General features: G+C 68.0%; 13 protein-coding genes and 5 tRNA genes. 11 read left to right on the top strand and 7 right to left on the bottom strand.

From position 1 onward, the window contains the following. Positions 1–4 precede the first annotated feature (4 nt). A complete protein-coding gene (locus HDA45_RS22480; protein ID WP_184898400.1) occupies positions 5–505 on the top strand; it encodes an FBP domain-containing protein in 501 nt (166 codons plus the stop codon). Between the two features lie 191 nt (positions 506–696). On the opposite strand, the gene HDA45_RS22485 is transcribed toward HDA45_RS22480, so the two are convergent. Beyond that, entirely contained in the window at positions 697–1,512 is an 816-nt protein-coding gene (locus HDA45_RS22485; protein ID WP_184898402.1) for a class I SAM-dependent methyltransferase, read from the bottom strand. A gap of 77 nt (positions 1,513–1,589) precedes the next feature. Next, positions 1,590–2,282, bottom strand: a complete 693-nt coding sequence (locus HDA45_RS22490; RefSeq protein WP_184898404.1) for an FCD domain-containing protein — start codon at positions 2,280–2,282, stop codon at positions 1,590–1,592. 74 nt (positions 2,283–2,356) lie between these two features. Here HDA45_RS22490 and HDA45_RS22495 point away from each other — a divergent pair, with 74 nt between their 5' ends. Both HDA45_RS22495 and HDA45_RS22500 read left to right on the top strand, forming a co-directional pair. Next, entirely contained in the window at positions 2,357–3,001 is a 645-nt protein-coding gene (locus tag HDA45_RS22495; protein WP_184905919.1) for a GNAT family N-acetyltransferase, read from the top strand. Between the two features lie 69 nt (positions 3,002–3,070). Further along, positions 3,071–3,832 (top strand): sulfite exporter TauE/SafE family protein, encoded by a 762-nt coding sequence (locus HDA45_RS22500; RefSeq protein WP_184898406.1) that lies wholly within the window; start codon positions 3,071–3,073, stop codon positions 3,830–3,832. Between the two features lie 48 nt (positions 3,833–3,880). On the opposite strand, the gene hisC is transcribed toward HDA45_RS22500, so the two are convergent. After that, the gene (gene hisC, locus HDA45_RS22505) at positions 3,881–4,936 is read right to left on the bottom strand and encodes a histidinol-phosphate transaminase (RefSeq protein WP_184898408.1); all 1,056 of its coding nucleotides are present in this window, start codon (positions 4,934–4,936) and stop codon (positions 3,881–3,883) included. A gap of 97 nt (positions 4,937–5,033) precedes the next feature. Between hisC and HDA45_RS22510 the strand changes: the two genes are divergently transcribed. From HDA45_RS22510 to HDA45_RS22545, 8 genes are all read left to right on the top strand, one after another. Then, positions 5,034–5,666: a dienelactone hydrolase family protein gene (locus HDA45_RS22510; protein WP_184898410.1), complete on the top strand. Its 633-nt coding sequence runs from the start codon at positions 5,034–5,036 to the stop codon at positions 5,664–5,666. Positions 5,667–5,713: 47 nt separating this feature from the next. Next, positions 5,714–6,193: a hypothetical protein gene (locus HDA45_RS22515; protein WP_246480761.1), complete on the top strand. Its 480-nt coding sequence runs from the start codon at positions 5,714–5,716 to the stop codon at positions 6,191–6,193. Next, the gene (locus tag HDA45_RS22520; RefSeq protein WP_184898412.1) at positions 6,193–7,323 is read left to right on the top strand and encodes a PPE domain-containing protein; all 1,131 of its coding nucleotides are present in this window, start codon (positions 6,193–6,195) and stop codon (positions 7,321–7,323) included. Before HDA45_RS22515 ends, HDA45_RS22520 begins: the two co-directional genes overlap by 1 nt. Then, on the top strand, positions 7,323–8,084 hold the full coding sequence (locus tag HDA45_RS22525) for an ESX secretion-associated protein EspG (protein WP_184898414.1): 762 nt from the start codon (positions 7,323–7,325) through the stop codon (positions 8,082–8,084). The genes HDA45_RS22520 and HDA45_RS22525 overlap by 1 nt, the downstream gene beginning before the upstream one ends. Before the next feature lie 19 nt (positions 8,085–8,103). Next, a complete protein-coding gene (locus HDA45_RS22530) occupies positions 8,104–10,080 on the top strand; it encodes an acetoacetate--CoA ligase (protein WP_184898416.1) in 1,977 nt (658 codons plus the stop codon). Between the two features lie 33 nt (positions 10,081–10,113). Continuing rightward, positions 10,114–11,763 carry a phosphatidylglycerol lysyltransferase domain-containing protein gene (locus tag HDA45_RS22535; protein ID WP_184905923.1) on the top strand — a complete coding sequence of 550 codons (1,650 nt, stop codon included), beginning with the start codon at positions 10,114–10,116 and terminating at the stop codon, positions 11,761–11,763. 65 nt (positions 11,764–11,828) lie between these two features. Beyond that, positions 11,829–11,918, top strand: a tRNA-Ser gene (locus HDA45_RS22540). Between the two features lie 42 nt (positions 11,919–11,960). Further along, a tRNA-Arg gene (locus tag HDA45_RS22545) sits at positions 11,961–12,034 on the top strand. Between the two features lie 78 nt (positions 12,035–12,112). Here HDA45_RS22545 and HDA45_RS22550 read toward each other — a convergent pair. The 4 genes from HDA45_RS22550 to HDA45_RS22565 form a co-directional block, all read right to left on the bottom strand. Continuing rightward, the gene (locus HDA45_RS22550) at positions 12,113–13,279 is read right to left on the bottom strand and encodes an SRA domain-containing endonuclease (RefSeq protein WP_184898418.1); all 1,167 of its coding nucleotides are present in this window, start codon (positions 13,277–13,279) and stop codon (positions 12,113–12,115) included. A 103-nt stretch (positions 13,280–13,382) separates the two neighbouring features. Beyond that, positions 13,383–13,457, bottom strand: a tRNA-Cys gene (locus HDA45_RS22555). A 14-nt stretch (positions 13,458–13,471) separates the two neighbouring features. Beyond that, positions 13,472–13,543 (bottom strand) — tRNA-Arg (locus HDA45_RS22560). 3 nt (positions 13,544–13,546) lie between these two features. Beyond that, positions 13,547–13,636, bottom strand: a tRNA-Ser gene (locus tag HDA45_RS22565). Positions 13,637–13,642 lie beyond the last annotated feature (6 nt).

Here is a 13,642-nt window from a genome sequence, read left to right on the forward strand (position 1 = left end):
CGGTATGGAACCGCTGGGACAGGACGAGATCAGGGCGTCCTTCGTGAACTGCACGCGCGGCGAGGCCAAGGGAGTCACCCTGCCCGCCCGGCCCGAAGAAATCCCTTGGGAGAAAAGGGAATTCCTCGGCTGGCGTGATCCGAAGGCCACCTCCAGGGCGTATCTCGTGCTGCCCTACCACGGGGAAACCGTCGGACTGTCCCTTCGCGCCGCGCCCCGGCCGAAGGGCCGTGTCCTGCTGAGCAACATGTGCGGCCTGTGCACGACGACACATCCGCTGTCCGACATCGCGCTGTTCTCCGGCCGCCGCGCGGGGAAACTCGGGCGGGAGGGGAACACGCTCGGCATCTACACGTGCGCGAACCTCGCGTGCAGCCAGTACATCCGCGGCGAGCTGAAGCCGGACGTGCCGCAGCCGTCGGAAACGCTGACGCTCGAGGAACGCGTTCTCCGGCTGGAGGACAAGCTGCACCGATTCGTCGAGCGGGTGCTGGAATCACGCTGACGCGGCGGTGAGCGCCCGCCCGCCCGGAGCCGGGACGCAACTCGCGTGATCAGACCCGCATCTCGCGTGATCAGAAGCGGAACTCACGTGATCAGGCGCCGCACACTCGAGTTCCGCCTCCAATCACGTGAGTTCCGCGCCCAATCACGCGAGTGCGGTCCCCAATCACGCGAGTCACGCTTCCGGCCCCCTCAGAACCGGAACCGCAGGATCCGCCCCATCTTCTTGAACGCCGGGAAAAGGCCCGCGACCCACAACTGCGCCCGCAACGACGACGAAAGCCGATCCTTGACCTCAGGCGTCGCGTAATCCGTCGAGTCGAGCTTCGCGACCAGCGTCAGCCCAAGGTCCTCCAGTTCGGCAATCGAGTCGATGCCCCAGTACAGCGTCGCCCCGGCCTTGCGCACCACGGGATTCAGCTTCTGCAGCTTGATCCCCAGCCTGCTGAACGTGTCGAACACCATTTCGCCGCCCTGCGGGAAACGCGCGATCAGCCGCCGCAGCAATTCCTCGCCCTCGGACGGCCGCAGATACATCGTCAGGCCCTCCGCGATCACCAGACCTGGTTTGTCCGACGGGATTTCGTCGATCCACCCGAAGTCCGTCACGGACGAGCCGATGGTCCGATACCCGTCCCGCGAGGGGTAGATCCGGCCGCGCAGATCGACGACCTCGGGGTAGTCGACGTCGAACCACCGCACCGAAGGCGGCGGGTCGAGGCGGTACACGCGGCTGTCCATCCCGCAGCCGAGTTGTACGACGGTCGCGTCCGGATGCTCCCGGAGGAAGTCCGCCGCCCAGTCGTCCATCGGTTTGGCCCGCAGCGCGACGGTCAGTCCGAGCTGGCCGTCGACACCGAGCGAACCGAAGTCGTAGTCGATCTGCTTGACGGCCTCGTCCGCGGCCTTGTCGCCGAGCACCGGCCGCTCACTGCGCGCGTCGAGCGCCCGGCCGTACAGCGTGGCCAGCATCGTCGCCTTCTCTTCGGTGAACCGGACCTTCTCCACCGCACACCCCCATCAGAAGTTTCACAAACTTCTGAAAACAATACTCGCGTGGAGCAGGTCCCGCCGTCAAGAAAGCGTCAATCCCGGGTCGTGTAGTCGTGGACGTAGGTCTTGGCGTCGAGCAGATGCCGCCGGGTGATCTCCCGCGCGGCCTCCGCGTCCGAACGGCGGATCGCCTCGAGGATCGCGCGGTGCTCGTCGACGGCCTTGCGGATCTGCCCGGGCAGCCGCAGTGCCGCCCGACGCTCCTCGCCGACCAGTGAGAGGACCGATCGCAGCAGATCGGTGACGTCGTCGTTGCCCGCGTTGCCCGCGATCACCCGGTGGAATTCCGCGTCGGCCGCGATCACGCGCAGCATGTCGCCGTCGGCCGCGGCCCGGTCCATCTCGTCGACGGTGCTTTCCAGCCGCCCGAGCACCCGCGGCGTGTGATCGAGCGCGAGCCGCTCGGCCAGTGTCGGCTCGACGGTGGTCCGCAGGTCGAACAGCTTCTCGACCAGTTGCTCGTGCTCGGAGAACCAGGTGCGGAGCGGTTGCTCGCCGACGTTCTCGCGGACGTACGTGCCCGAACCCGGCCGCACCTGCACGTAGCCGATGGAGTCCAGCACCCGCAACGCCTGCCGCAGCGAACCGCGGCTGATCCCGAGCTGTTCGCAGAGCGCCCGCTCGGCCGGCAGCCTCGACCCGGCGGGGAGCCTGCCCGAGTCGATCATCGTGCGCAGATGATCGACCGTCGTGCTCCACACCTGTTCGCGCTCGTCCTCGGCCACGGCCTCATCCTGGCAGGTTCGGCGAACCGGCCGGAAATGTCGGTGGCCGGTGTCATCATCGAATGATGACTGGGGTGGCAGGGCTGATCAAGGCATGGGTGCACGGGTGGGCGCTTTCCCGCGGCGTCGGGGTCCCGGTGGCCGAACCGGACGGCTACCGGCTCGATGTCGGGCGTCCGGGGCATCGCGTGAGGTATGTGCTGGCGGACACCGGATCGGTCGCGCGCCGGGCTCGCGCGCTGACCGAGCCCGGCACCTGGCTGAAGGTGAGCGGTTCGCGTGAAGAGGTGGCGGAGACGGTGCCGCCGAACTGGGAGGTCGGTCCGCCGGAGTACCTGATGAGCACTCCGCTCGCGGTGCGGCCGGTCATGGCCGCGCCCGAGCCGTACCGGGCGGAGCTGGTCGGCGACGGCGTGGTCACGGACGTCGTGGTGCGCGCGCCCGACGGCTCGCGCGCGGCCACCGGCCGGGTCGCGATCGCCGGGGGCACGGCGGTGGTCGATCAGGTCGTGACGGAGCCCGAGCACCAGCGGCGAGGGCTGGGCCGGTTCGTCATGCGACGGCTCGACGAGGTGGCTGTCGCCGCCGGGGCGGACAGGGCGGTGCTGGTCGCGACGGAAGAAGGACGGGCGCTGTACCTGACGCTCGGCTGGACGGTCGACGCGGAGATCACCGCGGCCCATCTGCCGGAGCCGAAAAACGGCATAACGGGCAGCTGAATGTTCGACGAGACACATCCAGAGCGCGAAAGGAGGTAACGGTGCTTATGGTGCGCGAGTGAGTGCTTTATGACGTGGTGGCACGCGGTCCTGATCTTCGTCGCGGGGCTTTGGGCGGGCACGATCAACACGGTCGTCGGCTCGGGCACGCTGGTGACCTTCCCCGTCCTGGTCGCGCTCGGCTACTCGCCGCTGACGGCGACGACGTCCAACGCGATCGGCCTCGCCCCCGGAACGGTCAGCGGGGCGATCGGGTATCGCCATGAGCTCAAGGGCTACTGGCCCGAGGTCGCGAAACTCGCCGTCGCGTCGTTCCTCGGCGCGATCTGCGGGACGATCTTGCTGCTCTCGCTGCCGAAGGACGCCTTCGAGACCATCGTGCCCGCGCTGGTCGGGCTCGCGGTGGTGCTGGTGATCGTCCAGCCGCGAGTGGCCGCCTGGGTCGCGAAGCGCCGCGAGGAGAACGGGAAGGTCCACAAGATCGGGCCGCTCCTGCTGTTCCTGATCTTCCTGATCGGCATCTACGGCGGATACTTCACGGCCGCGCAGGGCGTGATGATGGTCGCCGTGATGGGCATGCTGATGTCCGAATCGCTGCAGCGGCTCAACGGCGTCAAGAACGCGCTCTCCGCCGTCGTGAACATCGTCGCGGGCGCGATCTACGCCTTCACCGCGCCGGTCAGCTGGCCCGTGGTCGCGCTGCTCGCGGTCGGGTCGACGATCGGCGGCCAGATCGGCGCGAAGATCGGCCGCAAACTGTCGCCGACAGTGCTGCGGGGCGTGATCGTCGTGGTCGGTGTCGCCGCGATGGTGCAGCTGCTCCTCAAATAGGGAAGCCCGCACCCCGCGAACGGAGTACGGGCTTCCCCGAAGTGCTTGTCAGCGCGGGAAAGACCCGGCCGCTTCGAGGAAGAGGTCGTTCTCCTCAGGCGTCCCGATGGTCACTCGCGCGCCTTCGCCCGCGAACGGGCGCACGATCAGCTTCCGCTCCAGCGCGTGCTCCGCGAACGCCGTCGTCCGCTCGCCCAACGGCAGCCAGACGAAGTTCGCCTGCGTCTCCGGAACCTCGTAACCCTTGGCCACCAGGGCATCCCGGACGCGGGTGCGTTCCGAGATGATCTCCTTGCAGCGCTCCAGCAGCTCATCCGCCGCGTCGAGGGAGGCGATGGCCGCGGCCTGGGCGATCAGGTTCACCGAGAACGCGACGTACACCTGCTTCAGCGCGACGGTGATCGCTTCCGGCGCCACCGCGTAACCCACGCGGAGACCGGCGAGGCCGTACGCCTTCGAGAAAGTCCGCAGCACGGCGACGTTGTCCCTGCCGCGCGCCAGCTCGACGCCGTCCGGCACCTCGACGTCGGTCACGAACTCCTTGTACGCCTCGTCGAGCACGACGAGCACGCCCGAGGGCACGGCGTCGAGGAAGCGCTCCAGTTCCGCGCGCCGCAGGACCGTCCCGGTCGGGTTGTTGGGGTTGCACACGAAGACCAGCCGCGTCTTCGGCGTGATGGCGGCGAGCATCGCCTCCAAATCCAACCCATGCTCGGCTGTCAGCGGCACCTTCACGCTGACGGCGTTTGCGACCTGCGTGACGATCGGATACGCCTCGAACGAACGCCACGGGAAGACGACCTCGTCACCCGGTTCGCACAGGGCCTGGATCATTTGCTGGCAAAGGGAAACCGAACCGCAGCCGATGGCGATCCGCTCGATCGGCTCGTCCAGTTCGCGGGCCAGCCGCTCGACGAGCGCGGACGCGGTGATGTCCGGGTACCGGTTGATGCCCTGCGCCGTCTCGGCTATGGCCTGCGCCACACTCGGCAAGGGTCCGCCGGGAACCTCGTTGCTCGCAAGCTTGATCGCACCCTGGATTGTCCGGCCAGGGACGTACTTCGGCAACGATTCGAGATCCGCACGCGGCGAAACAGGGGACATCTTCGGCGCTCCTACGTCTGGGGGACGGCTCCGACACCGTATCCTCCCGCGCAACGGCAAGCCCCGAATATTTACCTAAGAGTGGTCTGATGGAGGAATGACCCTGACGACCACCGTGGAACACCAGCACGCCGACGGCCACACGCTGCGCCTGACCTTCGCCGAGCCGGAAGGCGTCGTCCGCGGCGGACTCGTGGTGTTGCATGAAGAGGCCGAAGAGGTCGAAGAGGGTTTGGGCCTGCTCCTGGCGGGTCTCGCCGGCGAAGGCTGGCTCACCGTCACCCCGCATCTCGATCGCGACAACCTCACTCAGCAGGATCTGCTCGAAGCCACCGACGCGACGCTCGCCTGGCTCGGTGAGCGCGGTGTCGAGGCGGATCTCGTCGGTGTCGTCGGTTTCGACCTCGGCGGGACGGCGGCTCTGGTCGTGGCGTCGAACCGCAGGCTGGGCGCGGCGGTCAGCGTCGGCGGGCAGGGCGTCACCGGGTTGCCGGTCCTCGTCGAGATCGCGGGACGGCTCACCAGCCCGTGGCTCGGCATGTACGGCGACTCGGGCGACGAGGCCGGAGGTGTCGAGGTCGAGCAGCTGCGTGACGCGGCGGCGACGGCGAGCGTCGCGACGAACGTCGTCCACTACCCGGGCGCCAACCACCGCTTCGACGCCGACCCGGACGCGGCCGCGGAGGCCTGGCAGCGCACGTTGAATTGGTTCGACGCCCACCTACGCTGACTCCATTCGCGCTAACATTCCCCTGAGATGTGACAGGGGAGGGTCGAATGGCACAGTCACCCAAGGTGCCCGTGACGCCACAGGACGCGTTCGGAGCTTCGGCGCCGGCCTTGGCGCCGGTGGCGGGTCAGATCCGGGACACCAAGACCGCTGCCAAGAAGGGGACCGTCAAGGTCACCGAGGACGCCGCCAAGAAGCTCGTCGACGCGCTGCTCAAAGCGCGTCACGAGCTCAACGCGCTGATCAAGGACTCGACGGAGTTCAAGGCGCCCTTGAAACTGGGCGACAACTTCGTCGGGCACACGATGAGCGAACGTTTCCAGGGCGCGGCGACCGAGGGGACCGAAGCCGCCGTGCCCGTCCTCGGCGACTTCGCCGTGGTGCTCAAGGACTTCCAGCTCACCGTGATGGCGGCGCGCAAGATGTACGTCGCCGCGGACGAGGAGGGCCAGGAGCAGCTCGAAAAGGTCGCCCGCCGGTTCGACCTCGAGGACATGGTCGACCAAGAGCGGAAGGACGAGCACTGATGCGCATCTTGCCCTCGCCGTGGCCGCCGCCCGAGCCCGAGCCGCAACCCGGCCCTGATCATCTCCGTGCTGACATCGACTGGATGAGCTACTCGCATCGCGAGCTCTACGAGATGGTCCACAACGAGCTGGACCTGGCGAGCGCGGAAGCCGTCGCCGCGCAGTGGTCGAAGATCGGCGCGTTCCTGGACAAGGCCGCTTCCGAGCTCAAGGCGGCCATCGTCGCCACCGCCGACGGCTGGACGGGCGAAGGCGCGGACAGGGCGCGTGACGCCGCGATCAAGCTCGTCGATTGGGCCGACGAGACAGGCTGGCGCGCGGAGAACGTCGCGAACTGCGTACGCCGCCAGGCGGACATCGCCGAAACCGCGCGGCGCACGATGCCCGAGCCGCCGGGAACCGCCCCCCGGCCCAAGGTGCCGGAGCCGCCGAGACGCCGTCCGATCCCGGTCTCCGATTCGACGCAGGCCATGTCGGCGTCGGCGCCCTCGAATCCCGGCTTCGCGGAGGCCGGCCGGATCGTCGCCGAACCCACCGACGAGAGCTCGCAGGACGCGCACCGCCAGGCCGCCGACGTGATGACGCGGATGCAGCGGAACTCCGGCGAGGTCTACGAGACCGTCCCTCGCTTCACTTCGTACGGCAAGCAGCCGCGGCTCCTCAAGACGCCCGAAGAACCGGAGCCGCGGCCGAAGCCCGAGCCCGAGCCGGAACCGGTTCCGCCGCCGGACGACTCGACAAGCAGCAGCGGTGCCGAAGACGCCGCCCCGATCCAGGTGCGCGAGTCGGTCGAGGCGCCGCGGACGCCCGGCGCGAGCAGCGGCGCCTTCGTACCGCCGCCGCCCGGCGCCACCGGCGGAACCCAGGAGCAGCTCGGACAGGGCGGCCGATCCGGCGTCGGCGGCTTCGGTCCGTCGGGACAGCCCGGCCAAGTCGCCGGGACACGGGCCGCCGCCGCGGGCATGGGCGGCTTCGGCGGGATGCCGATGGGCATGGCGCCGCAACAAGGACGTCAGGACGAGGAAGAACACAAAGCGCCGGGCTACCTCGTCGAGGATTCCGACGTCTGGGGTCTCAGCGGGCACGTGACCCCGCCGGTCATCGGCGAAGACCCGAGAGGCGGCCGCTGATGGACTGGATCCGCCTGCACATCGGCGAGCTCTTCTTCCTGTGGTCGGCGCACGGACGCGACGAACTGCCCGCGGTATTGGAGGTCCCGCACGTCGGGCGGACGCCGGAGTTCCGGGCGGAACTGGTCGCCACGGCGAGCCGGACGCTGTCCGAACGCGGCCTCGGCACGGTGGAGGCCCCCGCGCCGGAACTGGTCGGGCTGCTGCACACCCTCGCGAACAGTGAACTGACACTGGACCTGCGCCTCGACGGCGATCCCGGGTACCGGGCCGTCGGCTGCGTGTCCGATCGCGGCGCCGTCGCGATCGGTGTCGCCGGCGCCGACGTCGAGTTGTCGGCACTGCGGGAACCGCTCGTCGCCGCGACCCTGCTGCAGGCGTTGCCGCCGTGCGAGCAGGGGCGGGGCCTTTCGGTCAACCTGCGCGTCGACGACTACACGGCCGCGTGCGAGGCGGGGGAGCGCGGCGGGCAGCCGGCTTTCTCCGACGTCCTGCGCGACGCCGGGCTGCGCGAACCCGAGGTCATCGTGATGGTCCGGATCGCGACGCAGCGGATCGGCAGCGGACGCCTCGGCGCGGCCAGGAAGTCGTGGGAGGGCCGCTGGGTGCGCGGAGAAGGCACGCTGACCTGGGTGGACACCCCCGACGGCCGGTACGGGCTTCGTCGCGATCGAGGATGGCTCACGGTCACGCCGCTGGACGCGGCTCGCCTCAAGACGATGGCGTACGAGCTGTTCACGGGGGCTCGCCAAGCAGGTTAACGAGGGTTAAGTTCGCGGAGTGACGCACACCGCCGACACCCCGGAAGTGCTCTGGCGCCCCGAGCCGAGCCGCCTGTCCGACACCAAGATCGACGCGTTCCGCCAGTGGCTGCGCACCGAACGCGGCGTGGAAGTCGACGACTACAACGAGTTGTGGGAGTTCTCCGTGCGGCGCGGCCCGGAGTTCTGGTCGGCCGTCGGCGAATTCCTCGGCCTGCGCTGGCACGATCAGCCCGGCGAGGTGCTCACCGGCGAGATGCCGGACGCCCGGTGGTTCGAGGGCGGCACGCTGAACTACGCCGAGCACTCGCTCATGTCCGGCGTCGCGGGCGCCGCTAAGGCCGACGACGAGATCGCCGTGCTCTTCCACCGAGAAGACGGCCTCTCTTCGCAACTGACCTTCGGTGCCTTGCGTTCCGCCGTCGCCGCGGCTCGCGAGGGCCTGCGGAAACTGGGAGTGTCCAAAGGGGACAGAGTCGTCGCGCTGGCCCCGAACTGTCCGCAGACGCTCATCGCCTTCCTCGCCACCGCGAGCCTCGGCGCCGTCTGGTCGTCGTGCTCGCCGGACTTCGGGGTCCGCGCGATCACCGATCGCTTCGTGCAGATCGAGCCGAAAGTGCTGATCGCGGTCAACGGGTACGTCTACAATGGACGGTGGTTCGACAGCCGTTCGACGGTGAACTCGTTACGGGACGAGATTTCCACGCTCGAAGCGACCGTGCTCATCGACTACGTGGGCGGCCGCCTCGACGGCACCCTCGACTGGGACAAGCTGCTCGCCGACAACGAAGGCGCGGAACTGGCCTTCGAGCCCGTCGAATTCGGGCACCCGCTGTGGATCCTGTACTCGTCAGGGACCACCGGCCTGCCGAAGGGCATCGTCCACGGGCACGGCGGCATCACCCTCGAACACCTCAAAGCCCTCGCGCTGCAAAACGATCTCGGCCCGGGCGACCGGTTCTTCTGGTTCACCACCACCGGCTGGATGATGTGGAACTTCCTCGTCTCCGGCCTGCTGACCGGGACCACGATCGTGCTCTTCGACGGCAGCCCCGGCAGCCCGGACCTCACCGTCTTGTGGCATCTGGCCGAACAGCACCGCGTCACCTACTTCGGCACGTCGGCGCCGTACATCCAGAGTTGTCTGAAAGCCGGGATCAAGCCGGCGGAGCGCTACGACCTCACCGCGTTGCGCGTCTTGGGATCCACCGGGGCACCGCTGAGCGTCGAGGGCTTCCGGTGGATCGTCGACGAGGTCGGCAAACGCGTCCAGATCTGTTCGGTGTCCGGCGGTACGGACCTGTGCGCCGCGTTGGTCGCGTCGGCCCCGGACGTCCCGGTCTGGCTGGGCGAGCTTTCGGTGCGTGCACTCGGCGTCGCCGTCGCCGCGTTCGACGAGGACGGGAAACCGGTGGTGGAGACCGTCGGCGAGCTGGTGATCACCGAGCCGATGCCGTCGATGCCGGTGTTCTTCTGGAACGACCCGGACGGATCGCGGCTGCGCGAGGCGTATTTCGAGATGTACCCCGGGATCTGGCGGCACGGCGACTGGATCCGGATCACCGGCCGCGGCTCCGCGGTCATCTACGGGCGCAGCGACTCGACGCTCAATCGCGGCGGCGTCCGGATGGGCACGGCGGAGTTCTACCGGGTCGTCGAGGCGTTCGACCAGGTCGCGGACTCGCTGGTGATCGACACTTCGGCGGCGGGGAACGAGAACGGGCAACTGCTGTGCTTCCTCGTCCTGGCCGACGGTGTCTCGCTCGACGACATCGAGCCCGCCCTGCGCAAGGAACTGCGAGGGGCCCTCTCGCCGCGGCACGTGCCCGACCGGTTCATCCCGGTGAGCGCGGTGCCCCGCACGCTCAACGGCAAGAAATGCGAGGTTCCGGTCAAGAAGATCCTTTCGGGGGTTTCACCTGACCGCGCCGTCAGCCGGGATGCGCTCTTGAACCCCGACGCCCTTGTACCGTTCGTGGAGCTGGCAGGGAGCTGAATCCAGGAGCGGGACTTGGCGGGCGCGTGGCGGGTGGCGGGTGCCACCTCGGTGGTGGTGGTCACCTGGGTGACGCGGCTGGCCGGACTGCTGGCCCTGGTCTCGGTGCTGGTCCCGGCCGGGCGGCGCACCCTGCGCGGACGCGTCGCCGAATGGCTGGAACTGCCGCACGAGGCCACGGTCGGCGCGGCGACGGTCGCGCTGGTGACCGGTGTGCTGCTGGTGTTGCTCGCCGCCGGCCTCAAACGGCGGAAGCGGCGAGCCTGGCAACTGGCGGTCGCCGCCGCGGTCCTGCTCACCGTGTCGCATCTCGGCCTGCGGCACGTCCTCGGCGCCGGCCTCGTCTCGCTCGCGCTGCTGATCGCCCTGATCGCAACGCGGCGCCACTTCATCGCGCTCCCCGATCCGGTGACCGGAAGGTGGCGCGCGGTCCGGGTCTTCCTGCAACTGACGGTGGCCGGGGTCGCGATCAACTTCGTGCTGCTGTCGGTCGCGCTGGCCCACTCGAGTGTCGGTGATCGCTTGTCGCAGTCGGTCCTGGCCCTGGTCGGCGTCAGCGGCCCGGCGGAGTTCCACTCGCTGTGGCTGGAGGACCTGTCGGCGGCTGTCGGCCTGCTGTTCGGCATCGGCGCCGTGCTGCTGGCCGCGTACTTCATGCTCCGCTCGGCCGAACCCGCGCCGGAGCTGACCGACGACGAGATCGAGCGGCTCAGGGCGCTGGTGGGCGAACGGGACTCGCTGGGGTACTTCGCGCTGCGCAGGGACAAGTTCGTCGTCTTCTCGAAGTCGGGGAAGGCCGCGGTGACGTATCGCGTGATCGCCGGTGTCGCGCTGTGCTCGGCGGACCCACTCGGCGACCCGGAAGCGTGGCCGGGCGCGATCGAGGAGTACCTGGACGTCTGCCGGCGGTACGCGTGGACCCCGGCGACCATGGGCTGCTCGGAACTGGGCGCGACCGTCTGGGCACGCTTCGGCCTGGAGGTGCTGGAGATCGGCGACGAAGCCGTCGTCGACACAGCGACCTTCACCCTCGAAGGGCGCGTCATGCGCGGCGTCCGCCAAGCCGTCTCGCGCACGAAGCGAGCCGGCTACACCGTCCGCGTTCGCAAGGCCGAAGACCTGCCTCCCGCGGAACTCGACGAACTCCGCGCCCTCGCCGCCACCTGGCGCGGCACCGACACCGAACGCGGCTTCTCGATGGCGCTCGGCCGCATGGGCGATCCGGGCTCGGTCCTGGTCACCGCCGAGCACGACGGGAAGGTGCGCGGAGTCCTCCAGTTCGTCCCGTGGGGCGAAAAGGGCCTCTCGATGGACGTCATGCGCCGCGACCGGAGCGCCGACAACGGCATCAACGAGCTGATGATCTCCGAACTGCTCCTGACGACCCCCGCCGACCACGTCTCCCTGAACTTCGCCGCCTTCCGCGCCGTCCTGGAACAAGGCCAACGCATCGGCGCCGGCCCCGTCGCCCGCCTGTCCGCCCGGACGCTGCGATTCTTCTCACGTTGGATCCAGATCGAAACCCTCTACCGCTTCAACGCGAAGTTCCAGCCCCGCTGGGTCCCGCGCTACTTGGCGTACCCCTCGGCCCGCGACCTACCCCGAGTCGGCGTCGCCGTCTTCGAAGCCGAGGGACTCGGCGGACGCTCTCCGCTGCTGCTCAGAGCGTTGCAACGGATCTAAGGGGGGTCCCTTTCGCGGGGGTTCGCGGGGTGTGTAACCTATCTGGGCAGTGGTCGTTCGACCTGGGAGGCTTCGCCTAGTCTGGTCTATGGCGCCGCACTGCTAATGCGGTTGGGGGTAACCCCCCCTCCCGGGTTCAAATCCCGGAGCCTCCGCTGGCACCTGTTCCGGCAGGTGCTAGATTGAAAACTGAACAAGCGCCCGTAGCTCAGCTGGATAGAGCATCTGACTACGGATCAGAAGGTCAGGGGTTCGAATCCCTTCGGGCGCACGTCTGGTTGAGACAGCACTAAGGCCCTCCCGTTCGCGGGAGGGCCTTTTTGTCTGTCCAGTGTGGACAGCTAGCTGCCTAGCGGTGCATTGCAGCGATCCTGGCCCGAAGGTGCCTTTTGAGAGAGGCTCGATTAAGCCCGTAGGTTTTCGCGGTGTGACAGTTGGGGCACAGGGCGATCATGTCTGTGGGGTGATCAGAGCCACCGAGCGCCCGATCGTCAAGGTGGTCAACTTCGAGGATCGCGTCGCCGTTGGGCTTGGTGTCTCCTGGCATGCCAGTGCACCGGTCGTTTTCGCACTCGTTGTTGGCGCGAGCGAGCACTGCCAGGCGTGACTTGACGCTGCGGCGGTAGTGGTTGCGACCTCGCCTGGTTGGCTCAGACTCGCCTTCGTCATCCTTCGGATCACCGATGACTCGAAGGTACTCCTGATAAGTCTTCTGTCGATCCTTCTTACTGGCCCCCGGCGCTAGCGGTTTCGGCAGGGAAGTGTCTTTGATCTCCCGATCGTCGAGCAGTGCGTGCACATCGGGCGGCCACGTGCTCGGTTCGGGGCCAGGGACCGCCATCATCTGAAACGTGTACTCGAGGCGTATTTCCTTGTTCTCATCTGGAGACCACACCTGCGCCCGGTTGAGAACTGCCACCCACGTGACGAACTTGAAGGGACCGCCCGAGGGGCGATACCAGTACCGCACTGCGCGAGAATTCTTGCGGGCTTCATCGAGCATCTTGTTGCCTGGTACGTCCAGGTCTTGGTCGCCGTACTGTCCCTCGCCGCGGTACTCGAACGGCTCCACCATGCTTGGCGGTTCGTCCGCGTACGGTCCTTCCTCATCTGAGAAGGCGTTGACGACAGTGTCGCGCGGAAACTTGATGATCCCGGCTATCTTGTTGCCGCCATAGGCGTTGTAAATGGCGGTCCGGTTGGGGTACGCGTCTTCCACCCTCGGTGGCCGCAACTTAGCGGTCGTGGCGATCGTGAAGTTCAGCCGCTCGAAGTGCAGCGCGACGTTAGCGGCAGTCTTGTTGAACTCAGCAGGAGGGAGGATGCTGCGGTCTGGATATTGGACGCCGTAGGCGACACTAGCGACCCTCTCTGGGTGGTAGTACTTGCCTTCGAACTCGAGGAGGTAGCCCCGATAGGAACCGTCCCCTGGCGCGGAGGTTCCGAGGTCGACTGCATCGGACTGCCGTAATGCCTCGGTCACGGCGTCGCTACTTGTGAGCTTCTTCAGGGACACACGACCTCCCGTTCGAACGTATGTCCGAAGGTAGCGCACAGACTTGCGTCGGTGAAACTCTGGTCCCGCGAGCGCAACACCGTCGCCCGGTCGGCGGTTCTTGTGGAGACCCACCCGGGAGTCGAACCCGGAGTCCAACGGCTTTGCAGACCGCCGCACGACCGTCGTGAAGTGGGTCAAGTTCGGTCACCGCGCCCCCGGCAGGAGTCGAACCTGCGTTCCCGGCTTCGGACGCCGGCGTCGTATCCGTTGGACCACGAGGGCTTGCGGAGGATGCAGGATTCGAACCTGCGCGGGCGCTCTCACGCCGACCACCGTTTTCAAGACGGTTGCCTTACCGGGCTCGGCCAATCCTCCTTACTG

The sequence above is a fragment of the Amycolatopsis umgeniensis genome (assembly GCF_014205155.1).
GTDB lineage: Bacteria > Actinomycetota > Actinomycetes > Mycobacteriales > Pseudonocardiaceae > Amycolatopsis > Amycolatopsis umgeniensis.

Bases quoted from the DNA above. Each gene is read 5' to 3' on its own strand.
- HDA45_RS22480 (WP_184898400.1), top strand. From the start codon at position 5: ATGGAACCGCTGGGACAGGACGAGATCAGGGCGTCCTTCGTGAACTGC.
- HDA45_RS22500 (WP_184898406.1), top strand. From the start codon at position 3,071: ATGACGTGGTGGCACGCGGTCCTGATCTTCGTCGCGGGGCTTTGGGCG.
- hisC (WP_184898408.1), bottom strand. From the start codon at position 4,936: ATGTCCCCTGTTTCGCCGCGTGCGGATCTCGAATCGTTGCCGAAGTAC.
- HDA45_RS22510 (WP_184898410.1), top strand. From the start codon at position 5,034: ATGACCCTGACGACCACCGTGGAACACCAGCACGCCGACGGCCACACG.
- HDA45_RS22515 (WP_246480761.1), top strand. From the start codon at position 5,714: ATGGCACAGTCACCCAAGGTGCCCGTGACGCCACAGGACGCGTTCGGA.
- HDA45_RS22520 (WP_184898412.1), top strand. From the start codon at position 6,193: ATGCGCATCTTGCCCTCGCCGTGGCCGCCGCCCGAGCCCGAGCCGCAA.
- HDA45_RS22525 (WP_184898414.1), top strand. From the start codon at position 7,323: ATGGACTGGATCCGCCTGCACATCGGCGAGCTCTTCTTCCTGTGGTCG.